The sequence below is a fragment of the Methylibium sp. T29 genome, from assembly GCF_000576205.1.
Classification (GTDB): Bacteria; Pseudomonadota; Gammaproteobacteria; order Burkholderiales; family Burkholderiaceae_C; genus Methylibium; species Methylibium petroleiphilum.
This window is the reverse complement of record NZ_AZND01000009.1, coordinates 1-14,144: the sequence shown is the minus strand read 5'-3', so window position 1 is coordinate 14,144 and position 14,144 is coordinate 1. Positions and strand designations below refer to the sequence as shown.

Genomic DNA, 14,144 nt, shown 5'->3' with positions numbered 1-14,144 from the left:
GAGGTTGAAACGCTTCATGAGCTGGTCTTCGCGACAGGGGGCGTGGCGGTATCTGTGACGCGCTCGATCGCGCGCACGCGGGTGCCGGCATCGAGCTTCTGGGCACCGACGCTGACGACCCGGCTGCCCATGGCCAGGCCCGTGACACGAACCGTCGCGTCGTCGAGCGACACGACCTGGACCGGCGTGAACACGAGACCTGAACCCTTGGCATTCAGCGCCCACACGCCGGCGGAGCCGCTCCCCTTGACCAGCGCGCTGACCGGCAGCACCGTGGCCGCGGAGCCGGCCGGTGCGCCGGATAGCGTCAGCTGCATGGTGCTGCCCAGCGGAAGCGCAGCCACTGGCGCGCGCGACTCCGCGGCGGCCGAGTACCGCGCGCGGTAGGTCCGGCCCGGCGTGCTGGCCTGCGGCGAGAGTTCGCGCAGCACGAGCCGGACCGGCGATCCCGGCTCGTTCCACGGGGCTGCCGTGGCGGCCAGAGTCCGCGCCCGGCCGACCCAATCCTCCGGCAGCTCGGCGACGATCTCGCGCTCGCCGTCCCGGGCCAGCGAGACGACGGACTGGCCTTCGGCCACTACCTGCCCACGCTCGAAGCGCAGCGCCGTGACGACGCCCGCGTAGGGCGCCACCAGCGTGGCGTAACCCGCGCGATTGCGGGCCAGTTCCAGCTGGCGCTTGGCCTGGTCGAGGCGCGCGGCCGCGGCATCGGCACGCGCCTTCTGCCGCTCGTGGTCAGCGGCGCCGACCGATCCGTCGGCCAACAACCGCCGGAACCGCGCTTCGTCGGACGCCGCCTGCTGCGCGTCTACCGAAGCGGCCTGCGCCTGATCGGCGGCTGCCTTCACGGCGAGCTCATAGTCGGCGGGGTCCAGCCGGGCCAGCACCTGCCCAGCCTTGACGCTGTCGCCGATCTCGACCAGCCGCTCGACCACCTTGCCGGCCGTTCGAAAGCCGAGTTCCGTTTCGACGCGGGCCCGGACCACCGACGTGAACGTGCGGGTTTGCGCGGAGGTGGCCGGCGCCACGGTCGTCACGAAGACCGGCTTCGCGATGGCCGGCGGCGCGGGCGGTTGGCTGCAGCCGGCCGTCAGCAGGGCGGCGGCCGCCATGCTCGTGAGCGCGGCGGCGGGGATGATCCTGTTCATTGGGGTGTCCTAGCGGCAAGAGGAGTGATGTCGGTGCCGGACTGGGTCACGGGAAACCCGCCGCCCAGCGCCTTGAAGAGCTGCACGTCGGCCAGCGCCTGCTGCAGGCGGCTGTCCGACCAGGCCAGTTCGCTGGCGAGCACGGAGCGCTGCACGTCCAGAAGCACCAGCAGGTCGATCTGTCCTTCGCGCTGCAGCGACTCGGCGCGCTGCAGCGAACGGCGGCGGTGCTCGACGGTGAGCGCGAGAGCGGCGCTGCGCTCGGCTTCCTGCGAGCGCACGAGCAGGCTGTCCTCGACTTCCTGGACCGCCACCAGCACGGCCTTCTGCCAGGCCAGCAAGGCCTCGTCGGCGCGCGCGGACTGCACGCGGATGCCCGCATCGAGCGGCCGCCATTGAAGATGGGCGCAGCAAAGGCCAGGGCCACGTTCGAGAAGTGCACCGGTGCGAGATCCAGCGCGTTCAGGCGCAGGTCCTGGCGGCCGACGAGCGCGCTCAGGAACAGCTTGGGCCACCACTGGGCGCGGGCTTCGGCGCTGCGCAGCGCCTCGGCCCCGACACGCGCCTCGGCGGCGACCAGGTCGGGCCGGCGCCGCAGCAGCTCGCTCGGCTGGCCTGCTGCGATGGCCCGCATCGCCGGCCACGCGAAGGCCTGGTCGGCCTCGACCACCTTCGCCGACGGGTTGCGGCCGAGCAGGACGGCCAGCTTTGTCTGCGTGGTACCGACCAGCACGCGAAGCGCCGGAACCTGGGCATCGAGCGCATCGGCCTCGGCGCGCGCGCGATCCAGGTCGAAGGCGCTGGCCTGGCCTTCACGAAGGCGGCTTTGCACGCGCGCCGCGGTCTGACGCTGCGCATCCGCCAGAGCCAGCACGATGCGCAGCCGTTCCTCGGCACTGCGCAGCACGAAGTACTGCCGCGCCGCTTCGCTGGCTACGAGCAGGCGCGCGCCGTTTACCCCGGCGACGGCGGCTTGCGCATCGGAGTTTGCCGCGTCACGCGCCGCTCGAACGCCACCGGCCAGATCGATCTCCCAGGCGACATCGATGCCGGCACGCAACGTGCGGGTGTCCGGCAGGCTTTGCTTGACGGGTTCGGGCACTCCGCTGTGGCTGCGCGACGCGGCGGCCTGCGCACCCAACGTTGGCCACAACCGCGAGCCTTGGATATCGGCGCCGCGCGGGCCTGGACGACGCGCTGCAGTGCGATGGTCACGTCGTGGTTGGACGCCACAGCCTCGCTCACGAGCTTGGCCAGAGCGGGATCGCCAAATCCGTCCCACCAGTCGGCGTCCAGCGCCGTCGCCGAGCCGGTGGAAGGGGCGTCGTTCGAGAAGCTTCTCGCCAGCGGCACGGGCGGGGATAGGGCTTGAGCGCCGGGGCCGAGCACGCGGATAGGATGAACAGCGCCAAGACCGCTGTTGCAGCGCGGCTGGATCGCATGCGGACATGGCGGCGGCGATGCAACGAGGGTCTCATGGGTCTCTACAGTTAGTGGACTTGAAAGTCCAGTAAGTGTAGCGGCATATAATGTACTGTCAAGTCTACAAATTACATCGATGGCACGAAACGACAAGGAAGCGGCGCCCGTCTCGCGTCGCGGCCGGCCGCGCGACCCGGAGCCGCTGTCGGCGCATCCTGGAAGCGGCGCGCAAGCACTTCTATGCGCACGGCCTGGAGCGCGCCAGCGTGGACGCCATCGCGGCGGAAGCCGGCGTCTCGAAGATGACCATCTACAGCAACTTCGGTTCGAAGGAGGGGCTGTTCGAGGCGATGGTCCAGGACCGTACCGACCGCGTGATGGGCGGTTCTGCCGGTGTCGAGGCGCTGGACCCGATGCAGCCGCGCAAGGCGCTGCTCGCGATCGGCGACCAGTTCCTGGTGCTGACGCGCGAAGAGCACACGCTGGGCAAGTTCCGCTCGCTGTACGGCGCCGCCGGTTCCCAGCCCGAGGCTTGCCAGGGCTTCTACCGGCAGGGCCCCGAGCGACTCATCGGCGAGTTGGCCGCGTACCTGCGCCGAGCGAACGACGCGGGATCGCTGAAGGTGACGAACCCCCGGCTGGCTGCCGACCTGTTCCTCGCGATGTTCCTGGGCGACGGCCACATGCGCGGGCTGCTGATGCTGACGATGCCCGAAGCGCGCGAGAACAAGGCACTGCTCCGCGAGGCCGTACGCATGTTCATGGCAGCCTACGAGATCGCGGGCTGATGCGCCTGCGACTGCCGGAGTCGGGCGTCGCTTCGATCAGGCCGAGCCGAAGGTCTTTCGCAGGCCGGCATCGACTGGATTCGTGGATCGTGCGTATCGCTCTGAATACGTCGGTATCGAAGCGTGCCTGCGGCTCGGCGATGGACGCGTTCCGCCGCCGTAACGCGATTCTGGGCCGTTGCCGGTTCGATGGACACCGTCCTAAGCTTCTCGATCCTTATCGGACTGTGTGGGACTTACGTTGCCGAGAGACGGGTGCCGGCGAGTAGTCTCGACAGACTTTTCCAGCGTCGACCCCCATTGGCTTCAGATCGTCCACTGCAATCTCACCAGCCAGGGACGCGCTAAGCAATCTGGAGTTTGGTGGGCCGGATGGTGCGTCAAACGAAAAACGGGCCGCGAAGGCCCGTCTTTCCTGGCATTTTGGTGGTGCTGAGGCGACGCCACGCGGCCTATCACGGCTGCAATGAGTTCCGATGAGCACCGTTCGGCGATGATTCTACGCTGATCACCGTCCTTTGGCACTCCTGTGTCGTATCCGGCCGTCTTTTGCGGACGCCGGTTCAATCCCCAAACGCGGAATCGAACTCGACCCCCGAGGCGTAGCTACGCTCGTGTTGTTGCGGTCCAAGTTGTGGCGCATAATGTCATCAGTTTGATGATGTGAACCGCCTAGCAATGGACAAACATAAAACCAATCGCAGTCTTTCGGCCGTCCGTCTTGGATGAGGAGCCTTCGGTGACTCAACCCCATCGCGTCGAGAGCTTGAGCCACGCCCAGCGCGAGCGGCTGGCCTACATCGACTTCCGGCTCTACTTCTTCGGTGAGATCGGTCGCCCAGACCTGATTGAGCGCTTCGGCGTGGCTCCAGCAGGGGCGACACGCGACTTGGCGCTGTACCGGGAGATCGCGCCGCAGAACATCACCTTTGACGGTAGCAACAAGATCTACCGGATCGGGCAGGCGTTCTCCCCGCTGTTCGAACACGCATCGCAGCGCGTGCTGTCGGCGCTGGCTCTGGGCTTCGGCGATGGCGTGAACGGCGCAACGCAGCCGCTGCTGCCGTGCGAGTCGCCCACCGCTCTGAGCAACCCCAGGATGGACGTGTTGGCCCCGGTCTGCCGGGCGATCCACGCCAAGCGACCCGTCGCCATCCGATACCACTCGATGAGCAGCGGTGAGTCCGAGCGAGTCATCGTGCCCTTCGCGCTGGTGGATACCGGCCTGCGCTGGCACGTCCGGGCCTTTGATCGCAAGAGCGGAGAGTTTCGGGATTTCGTCGTCACCCGCATCGAAGCGCCAACGCTGCTCGACGAGGAACCACAGGCCAACGAACGGCCGGACAACGACATCCAGTGGACGCGCATCGTCGAACTGGACTTCGTGCCGCACCCGCGCCTTGAACGCCCCGAGATCATCAAGATGGACTACGGGATGACCGACGGCTCGATTCGGATGCGCGTTCGCGCCGCTGTGGCGGGCTACATGCTGCTGCGCTGGAGCGTGGACTGCTCGCCCGACCACCGTCTCAAGGAAGAACAGTACCGCCTATGGCTCAGCGATCCGCTGGCGCTGTACGGCGTTGAGAACGCCAAGCTTGCGCCGGGGTATCAAGCCCCGGCAGCAAAGACATCACGTAAAGGGTAAGAACACGATGGCACAGAACGACACCGCCAAAAACGGCAACGGAGGCAACCTCGGCTTCGAGGCTGATCTTTTCAAGGCCGCCGACAAGCTGCGCGGCAACATGGAACCCAGCGACTACAAGCACGTCGCGCTCGGGCTCATCTTCCTGAAGTACATCTCCGACGCCTTCGAGGCCAAGCACAAGGCGCTGCTAGCCGAAGACGCGCAGGCCGCCGAGGACAAAGACGAGTACCTCGCGGACAACGTGTTCTGGGTGCCGAAGGAGGCGCGCTGGTCGCACCTTCAGGCCAACGCCAAGCTGCCCACCATCGGCACCTTGATCGATGACGCGATGCGCGCCATCGAGAAGGACAACGAGTCTCTCAAGGGTGTGCTGCCCAAGGACTACGCCCGACCCGCGCTCAACAAGGTGATGCTGGGCGAGCTGATCGACCTGATCTCCGGCATTGCGCTCAACGAGGAAGGCGACCGCTCGAAGGACATTCTCGGGCGCGTGTACGAGTATTTCCTGGGCCAGTTCGCCGGTGCCGAAGGCAAGCGTGGCGGCGAGTTCTACACGCCGCGCTCCGTGGTGCGCGTGCTGGTCGAAATGCTGGAGCCGTACTCCGGCCGCGTGTACGACCCGTGCTGCGGATCGGGCGGGATGTTCGTTCAGTCGGAAAAGTTCGTGCAGGAGCACGGCGGCCGCATTGGCGATATCGCGATCTATGGGCAGGAGTCGAACTACACCACGTGGCGGCTAGCCAAGATGAACTTGGCGGTGCGCGGCATCGACTCCGACATCCGCTGGAACAACGAGGGCAGCTTTCACAAAGACGAACTGCGCGACCTCAAAGCCGACTACATCCTCGCCAACCCGCCCTTCAACATCTCCGACTGGGGTGGCGACCGCCTGCGTGAAGACGTGCGCTGGAAGTTCGGCGCACCGCCTGTGGGCAATGCCAACTACGCCTGGCTCCAGCACATCTACCACCACCTCGCGCCCAACGGCACGGCTGGCGTGGTACTGGCGAACGGCTCGATGAGCTCCAACCAGTCGGGCGAAGGCGATATCCGCAAGGCGATGCTCGAGGCCGACGCGGTGGATTGCATGGTCGCGCTGCCCGGGCAGCTCTTTTACTCCACGCAGATTCCCGCCTGCCTGTGGTTCCTGGCCCGCAACAAAACCCGGGCAAGGGGCTGCGCGACCGGCGCGGGCACGTGCTGTTCATCGACGCCCGCAAGCTGGGCGTGCTGGTGGATCGCACCCGACGCGAACTCACCGACGAGGAAGTCCAGAAGATCGCCGACACATACCACTCCTGGCGTGGTGAAGATGGCGCGGGCGAATACGCGGACGTGGCGGGTTTCTGCAAGTCTGCCTCAATGGACGACATCCGCAAGCACGGCCACGTATTAACGCCGGGGCGCTACGTTGGGACTGGAGACCTCGTCAAAGACGATGAGTCCTTCGAAGAGCGGATGACTCGACTCACGACCGATCTGGGGGAGCAACTCGTTGAGTCTGCGAGCCTGCAAGCGACCATGCGAGATCAACTGAAGCTCCTAGGCTTCCCCATCGCGGAGCTTGAGCAATGAAGTTGTCCGATCTGATCGATTTCAATCCGAAGCGTCCCATTGAGAAGGGTGCCATTGCACCATTTATTGAGATGGCGGACTTGCCCGAGGGAGAGCGAGACGTCTCAGGAATCGGCAACCGCATCTTCAACGGTGGCGGCAGCAAGTTCAAGAACGGCGACACGCTGTTCGCTCGTATCACACCCTGTCTCGAAAACGGAAAGACCGCGAAGGTGAGCGGCCTGCCTGACAACGCTGTTGGTCATGGCTCGACCGAATTCATCGTCATGGCCGCAAAAGACCCGGGCGTCGACGAAGATTTCGTCTACTACGTTGCGAGGCATCCCGAGTTTCGGGCCTACGCGAAAGGCCGGATGGAGGGAACGTCTGGGCGACAGAGAGTCTCCTGGCAAGCAATCTCAGATTACGAGATCCCAGACTTTTCCAGCCATGAGCGAAGCGGAATCGGAAGTGTTTTGTCGTCGATGGACAACCTCATCGCCAACTACCGTCGGGTCAATCAATCGTTGGAATCGATGGCTCGCACCCTGTTCAAGGCGTGGTTCGTAGACTTCGAGCCGGTGCGCGCCAAGATCGAAGGCCGCTGGCAGCGTGGCCAGTCGCTGCCCGGCATGCCCGCGCACCTCTACGACCTCTTCCCCGACCGGCTCGTCGAATCGGAGCTGGGTGAGATTCCGGTGGGTTGGGAAATGCGCTCCCTGGACTCGATTGCGAACTATCTAAACGGTCTTGCGCTACAGAAGTTCCCGCCGGAAAGCGACGACGAGTTTCTGCCGGTCATCAAGATCGCGCAGCTACGCGCCGGGAACACGAATGGGGCAGACCGGGCAAGCGCCCGAATCAAGCCTGAGTATGTTGTTGTCGATGGCGACGTACTTTTCTCGTGGTCAGGCTCGCTTGAGGTCGAGGTGTGGAACGGCGGGCGGGGTGCGTTGAATCAGCACTTGTTCAAGGTGACGTCCGATACGGTTCCGAAGTGGTTCTACTTCTTCGCTACTCGCCATCATTTGCAGAGCTTCCGTGCGATTGCCGCCGACAAGGCGACGACCATGGGTCACATTCAGCGCAAACATCTGACAGATGCCCGGGTCGCTGTTGCGTCTCCGGAGGGAATGAAGAAGTTTGACATCGCGATTGCTCCGCTATTCGATCAGCTGGTCAGCAATGCGCAGCAATCCCGCTCCCTCGCCCAACTGCGAGACACGCTGCTGCCCAAGCTGATTTCCGGCGAACTGCGCGTGCCTGATGCCGAACGCATCGCCGGAGCGGCGGTATGACCTTGGATTGGTGCCCCGGTATCCGCGAGGCCTGCGGCCATTGGCGTGACGCGCCGATGCTGCAGCAGACCTTCGAGGCGATGGAGCGCAATCTGGAGCAAAGCAACGATGCGTGCATCGACTGCGCCAAGACCGTCGTCGAGGTGGTGTGCCGCGTGGTGGTGGAAAGTTTCCACACCCAACAAGGCCCGCTCAAGCCAACGCAGGAGACGCCCTCGCTGTCGGATTGGCTGACCGCAGCAATTCGCGCACTCAAGCTGGGCGATGTCCGTGACGACCGTTTCAAGAAGCTGGTGTCCAGCCATCACAAGTTGGCCGACGCGCTGAACGACCTGCGCAACAAGGCAGGCCCCGCCAGCCACGGCAAAGACCCGTATCTGGCTCGATTGGCAGAACACCACCGCCGCAGCGCGGTTCTGGCAGCCGATGCCATCGTGGCCTTTCTGCATCAGGCTTATCTGGATGCGCAGCTCGACCCGATCAGCTCTCGCGAGCCGTGGGAGCGGTTTGCGCAGGATAACGCGCTGATCGATGCGCACGTGGGGCTGGCGGTGGACGCTGAGGATGGCGACTCGCCAACCTTGCGCTTCCTGCTGCCTGGCGGCGATGAGCTGCCCATCAACATCGAAGTCAGCCGTTTGCTTTACCAACTGGATCGGGATGCCTACGTCGAAGCCCTGAACGCTGCGCGCGGCGCACCTGCTCTGGCTGCGGAGCCGGTCGAAGGACAAGGAGAGTCAGCATGAAGTTGACCCGCATCGCCAAGCTACGGCTCCGAGTGTTCCGCGACTTTGCTTGGCCAACAGAACTGCACTCGTTCGCGCAGTTCAATGTCATCTATGGATGGAACGGCAGCGGCAAAACGACGCTGTCATGGAGCTTTCGCTCGTTGAGAAGAAGACCGCGCTCCTTGAAGGTGAAGCGGCACTGGAGATCGACGGCACAACGAAGGTCGCAGGCTCCGCTTTCGCTTCGGCGCAACTGCCCCAAGTGCGCGTCTTCAACCGGGATTTCATCAATGCCACCCTGTCACAAACGGGCGGCATTGCGCCGATCTACTTTCTCGGCGAAGACAGTATCGAGAAGCAGGCACGGGTCGAGCAGCTCAAGAAGGAACTTGCCACGACCGACATCAATTCGCGTACTGCTCAGGCCGACAAGACAAGAGCAGAGTCGAAGCTGGACGATTTCTGTAAGGACAAGGCGAAGCTCATCAAGGAGCTGTTGACCACCGCGAACAGCCAGACCTACAACAACTACGACAAGCGACTTTTCAGGCGTGCCGTTGAAGCAATGGATGCGCAGCAGGCGGCGGCCGCGACTCTGACCGACGAGCAGAAAACACAGCTCCATAGCCAGAAGAACGCCCAGCCAAAGCCCCTGGTAGAGAAGGTCGCCGCGCCATCCATCGAACTTGATGTGTTGGCGAGTGAGGTAGACACCCTGGTCGGTCGCTCCGTCGTCGCGCAGACGCTCGATGAACTGACCAGCAATGCCAAGCTTGCCGCGTGGGTGCAAGAAGGGCTTCATCTGCACTCGGGCGAGCACGCCTCCGACACCTGCCGCTTCTGCCAGCAGCCGCTTCAGGCAGCGCGTCGCGCCGCGCTCGAAGCTCACTTCAACGATGCCTTCGCGGGATTTCAGAAAGACCTGTCTGCTCTTTTATCGAAGCTGAAGGCGGCCAAGCAGGCTGCGGCCTCACTGTCGCTGCCCGATGTTTCACGCTTCTATGAAGCGCTCGCGTCCGAAGTGCCATCCGCCTGCACGATGGTTTTGACGGCGCAGTCTGAGACCCAATCCGCGCTCGATGCCCTCATCGCACGTGTCGAGGCCAAGCGCGATCAGCCGTTCGCACCCACCGCCACGCTGACACCTGCTACCGCGAAACCTTCCTCGATCACCGACTCAGTCGCCGCATTCAACGGGATCGTGGAGAAGCACAACCGCATCTCCGCAGAGTTCACAGCGTCAGTCGATAGTGCGTGCAAGAAGCTTGAAGCCTCGTATGTCGCGGAGGCACACACCGAGTTCGTCCAGCTCTCCGGGGCTGCGAAACCGCGACCGCCGAACTGGATGGCATAAAGGCTACGCAGGCAGAAACCCAGACGCAGATCAATGAGCTGGAACGCGCGATCCTCGAACATCGCCGCCCCGCTGACGAGCTGACTGCAGAGCTATGCGCCTACCTTGGGCGCGACGAGTTGCGCTTCGAGGTGAAAGGCACCGGCTACGCGCTGACCCGCAGCGGCCAGTACGTAACGCATTTGAGCGATGGAGAGCGCACGGCGATTGCATTCCTCTATTTCCTCAAGTCGCTGCAGGACAGAGCATTCGACTTGAAGAATGGGATTGTCGTCATTGATGACCCGGTGTCGAGCCTCGATGACAACGCACTGTTCTCGGCCTTCGGCTACATGAAGGATCGCACCAAGGAGGCCGGGCAGCTTTTCATCTTGACGCACAGCTTCTCGTTTTTCCGGTTGGTGAAGAACTGGTTCCATCACCTGCCTGGGCAACGAAAGAAGAAGGTCGAAGACCGGCCCGGTCGGCTCTTTCTGCTTCGTACCCGGCGTCACGCGGACGGATCGCGCACCAGCGAGTTAGGCCACCTTGATCCTCTACTTGAAGAGTACGAATCGGAGTACCAGTACCTGTTCAAGCGCGTCCACGAGGAGGCTCACCGCAATGACGTTGTTCAACTGGAACACCACTACGGTTTGCCAAACGTCGCGCGCCGATTGATCGAGGCCTTCCTCGCATTCCGATTCCCCGAGATGAGCGGCGATCTTGGCCCACGACTCGAGCGGGTGGATTTCGACAGCGCGAAAAAGACCCGCATCCTCCGCTTGCTCAACACGTATTCACATGCTGGCGCAATCGCTGATCCGGGACACGATCTTTCTCTACTTGCAGAAACCCAACCCGTGTTGCGCGACACACTCGAAATGATGATGGCTGTCGACCGTGAGCATTACGACGGTCTATTGAAGCTGGTGGCGATTCAGCCATCGAAGAACAAGGAGAACCGTAATGGCGTTTCTGTCGGAGGCCGCCGTGGAGCATGCGCTGCTGGATCAGCTGCGTGCTCTCGATTACAGCATCGAACGTGAGGAGGACATCGGCCCCGATGGACACCGCCCGGAGCGTGAGAGCCACGATGAGGTCGTGCTCAAGAAGCGGTTCGAGGACGCCGTCGCGCGTCTGAACCCTGGCCTCCCATTGGAGGCACGTCAGGATGCAATTCGGAAGGTGACGCAGTCCGAACTGCCCTCATTGCTCGAAGAAAACCGCCGCCTCCACAAGCTGATGACGGAAGGCGTCGACGTCGAGTATTACGCCGACGACGGCACGCTGACAGCGGGCAAGGTCGCGCTCATCGACTTCGAACACACGGAACAGAACGACTGGTTGGCGGTGAGCCAGTTCGTGGTGATCAACGGCCAGAACAACCGGCGGCCCGATGTGGTGGTGTTCGTGAACGGCTTGCCGCTGGGCGTGATCGAGCTGAAAGCGCCTGGCAGCGCAGGGGCGCATCTGCTGGGCGCGTTCAACCAGCTGCAGACCTACAAGAAGCAAATCCCGGCGCTGTTCAACACCAACGCGCTGCTGGTCACCTCGGACGGCATTGCGGCCCGGGTGGGTTCACTCTCGGCAGACCTGGAGCGCTTCATGCCGTGGCGCACCACCGACGGCACGGACGTTGCCCCGAAAGGTGCGCCGGAACTCTCGACCCTGATCGAAGGCGTTTTCGAGCATCGTCGCCTGCTCGATCTGCTCTGTCACTTCACGGTCTTCGGCGAAACCGGTTCCGGGCTCGCCAAGATCATCGCGGGCTACCACCAGTTCCACGCGGTGCGACACGCGGTCAACAGCACGGTGGCTGCGTCCTCGCCGGAGGGCAATCAGCGGGTCGGCGTCATCTGGCACACCCAAGGCTCCGGCAAAAGCCTGCTGATGGCTTTCTACGCCGGGCAACTGGTCAAACACCCGGCGATGGCCAACCCGACACTGGTGGTGCTGACCGACCGCAACGACCTCGACGACCAGCTCTTCTCTACGTTCTCGATGTGCCGCGATCTGATCCGGCAGACGCCGGTACAGGCCGAGAGCCGCGAAGATCTTCAGAAGGTCTTGAGTCGGGCATCTGGCGGCGTGATTTTCACGACCTTGCAGAAGTTCGGCGAGATTGCGGAGCCCCTCACTACGCGCCGCAACGTGGTCGTCATCGCGGATGAAGCGCACCGCAGCCAGTACGGCTTCAAGGCCAAGGTGGACGCAAAGACCGGGGAAATCTCCTACGGCTTTGCCAAGTACATGCGCGACGCCCTGCCGAACGCATCCTTCATCGGCTTTACCGGTACGCCCATCGAAGCGGACGACGTCAATACCCCGGCGGTGTTCGGCAACTACATCGATGTCTACGACATCAGCCGCGCGGTCGAGGATGGCGCGACCGTGCCGATCTACTACGAGTCGCGGTTGGCGCGGATCGAACTCGACGAGGAAGAAAAGCCGAAGATCGACGCCGAGGTCAACGAATTGACCGAAGAGGAATCCGAGGCCGACCAGGAGCGCTTCAAGAAGAAGTGGTCAACGGTCGAAGCCCTGGTTGGCAGCGACAAGCGCCTTGCCCTGGTAGCCAAGGATATGGTCGCCCACTTCGAGGATCGCGTAGCAGCCCTCGACGGCAAGGCGATGGTGGTGTGCATGAGCCGCCGCATCTGCGTCAAGCTCTACGACGAGATCGTCAAGCTGCGACCGGACTGGCACAGCACCGATGACAACGCGGGAGCGGTCAAGATCGTGATGACGGGCGCAGCGAGCGACCCGCAGGAGTGGCAGCAGCACATCGGCAACAAGGCCCGGCGCGATCTGCTGGCCAAGCGTGCCCGCGATCCCAAAGACCCGCTCAAGCTGGTGATCGTGCGGGACATGTGGCTGACCGGCTTTGACGCACCGTGTATGCACACGATGTACGTTGACAAGCCGATGCAGGGTCACGGACTGATGCAGGCGATTGCGCGCGTGAACCGCGTGTTCCGCGACAAGCCTGCCGGACTGATCGTGGACTACATCGGTATCGCGCAAAACCTGAAGTCTGCCCTGCAGCAATATTCCAAGAACGACCAGGAGAACACCGGCGTCGACGAAGCGCAGGCCATCGCGGTGATGATGGAGAAGTACGAAGTCTTGCGGGACATGTACCACGGCTACGACTACGTTTCCGCGATGAGCGGCACGCCGCAGGAGCGCCTATCGATGATGGCGGGAGCCATCGAGTGGATTCTCGACCTGCAACAGAAGTTGGCGGCGAAAGAGAAAACCAAAGAAGGCAAGAAGAACGCTCACCGCCGATACCAGGACGCCGTGCTGGCGTTGTCCAAGGCGTTCGCCCTGGCATCCGCTTCCGACGAGGCCCGCGAAATCCGGGAGGAAGTCGGCTTCTTCCAGGCGATCCGTGCCGCGCTGGTCAAGAGCAGCACGGGGTCTGGCGTGACCCAGCAAGAGCGCGAGCTGGCCATCCAGCAGATCGTCAGCCGTGCGGTAGTGTCTACCGAGATCGTGGACATCCTGGCCGCTGCGGGCATCAAGAGCCCGGACATCTCCATCCTCTCCGACGAATTCCTCGCCGAAGTTCAGCAGATGGAGAAGAAGAACCTCGCGCTGGAAGCCTTGCGCAAGCTGATCAACGACGGCATTCGCTCGCGCAGCAAGGCCAACGTGGTGCAGACCAAGGCGTTCTCGGAGCGATTGGAGGATGCGGTGGCGCGCTACCACGCCAACGCCATCACCACCGCCGAGGTGCTGCAGGAACTGATCCAACTGGCCAAGGACATCCGTGCGGCGCGCCAGCGTGGCGAAGAGGCAGGGCTGTCTGATGAGGAGATCGCCTTCTACGACGCCCTGGCCGAGAACGAAAGCGCGGTGCAGATGATGGGCGACGACAAGCTCAAGCTGATTGCCCACGAATTGCTGATGAGTCTGCGCGAAAACGTGTCGGTCGACTGGGCCCACCGGGACTCTGCCCGCGCACGGATGCGGGTGCTGGTGAAGCGCATCCTGCGGAAGTACGGCTACCCGCCCGATCTCCAAGACACCGCTGTGCAAACGGTTCTGCAGCAGGCCGAGGCGTTGTCATCAGGGTGGTCGATTACGCATCGCGGCACTACCTGATCAGTACCGGCAAGAGGCGTCACTTCACTGAAACAAGAAAAGAGGAAAGCCGAGAGATATGGCCCGCATCGAAAACCACAAATACAGCATCGAGGAAGTGTGCGCGCCG

8 protein-coding genes and 2 pseudogenes are annotated in these 14,144 nt (G+C 63.3%); 8 read left to right on the top strand and 2 right to left on the bottom strand.

What is annotated here, in order from left to right:
• Positions 1-14: 14 nt before the first annotated feature.
• Entirely contained in the window at positions 15-1,112 is a 1,098-nt protein-coding gene (locus tag x551_RS02920) for an efflux RND transporter periplasmic adaptor subunit (RefSeq protein ID WP_161727946.1), read from the bottom strand.
• A gap of 32 nt (positions 1,113-1,144) precedes the next feature.
• Positions 1,145-1,516, bottom strand: a complete 372-nt coding sequence (locus x551_RS26815; protein WP_051511817.1) for a hypothetical protein — start codon at positions 1,514-1,516, stop codon at positions 1,145-1,147.
• A gap of 68 nt (positions 1,517-1,584) precedes the next feature.
• On the opposite strand from x551_RS26815, the gene x551_RS26810 reads away from it, so the two are divergent.
• From x551_RS26810 to x551_RS02875, 8 genes and pseudogenes are all read left to right on the top strand, one after another.
• Entirely contained in the window at positions 1,585-2,520 is a 936-nt protein-coding gene (locus tag x551_RS26810) for a hypothetical protein (protein ID WP_051511814.1), read from the top strand.
• A gap of 316 nt (positions 2,521-2,836) precedes the next feature.
• Positions 2,837-3,358: a TetR/AcrR family transcriptional regulator gene (locus tag x551_RS02910; protein ID WP_253950283.1), complete on the top strand. Its 522-nt coding sequence runs from the start codon at positions 2,837-2,839 to the stop codon at positions 3,356-3,358.
• Positions 3,359-4,097: 739 nt separating this feature from the next.
• Positions 4,098-5,006, top strand: coding sequence for a WYL domain-containing protein (locus x551_RS02905; RefSeq protein WP_197028733.1), 909 nt, complete (start codon positions 4,098-4,100; stop codon positions 5,004-5,006).
• A 7-nt stretch (positions 5,007-5,013) separates the two neighbouring features.
• Positions 5,014-6,584, top strand: a pseudogene (locus x551_RS02900) (class I SAM-dependent DNA methyltransferase).
• Positions 6,581-7,861 (top strand): restriction endonuclease subunit S, encoded by a 1,281-nt coding sequence (locus x551_RS26805; RefSeq protein WP_036230321.1) that lies wholly within the window; start codon positions 6,581-6,583, stop codon positions 7,859-7,861. Before x551_RS02900 ends, x551_RS26805 begins: the two are co-directional and overlap by 4 nt.
• Positions 7,862-7,917: 56 nt before the next feature.
• Complete coding sequence (locus x551_RS02890; RefSeq protein WP_253950282.1) at positions 7,918-8,607, top strand: abortive infection family protein; 690 nt, start codon at positions 7,918-7,920, stop codon at positions 8,605-8,607.
• 97 nt (positions 8,608-8,704) lie between these two features.
• Positions 8,705-10,971 (top strand): annotated as a pseudogene (locus x551_RS28070) (AAA family ATPase).
• Positions 10,892-14,035 carry a type I restriction endonuclease subunit R gene (locus tag x551_RS02875; RefSeq protein WP_036247492.1) on the top strand — a complete coding sequence of 1,048 codons (3,144 nt, stop codon included), beginning with the start codon at positions 10,892-10,894 and terminating at the stop codon, positions 14,033-14,035. The pseudogene x551_RS28070 and the gene x551_RS02875 overlap by 80 nt, the downstream one beginning before the upstream one ends.
• Positions 14,036-14,144 lie beyond the last annotated feature (109 nt).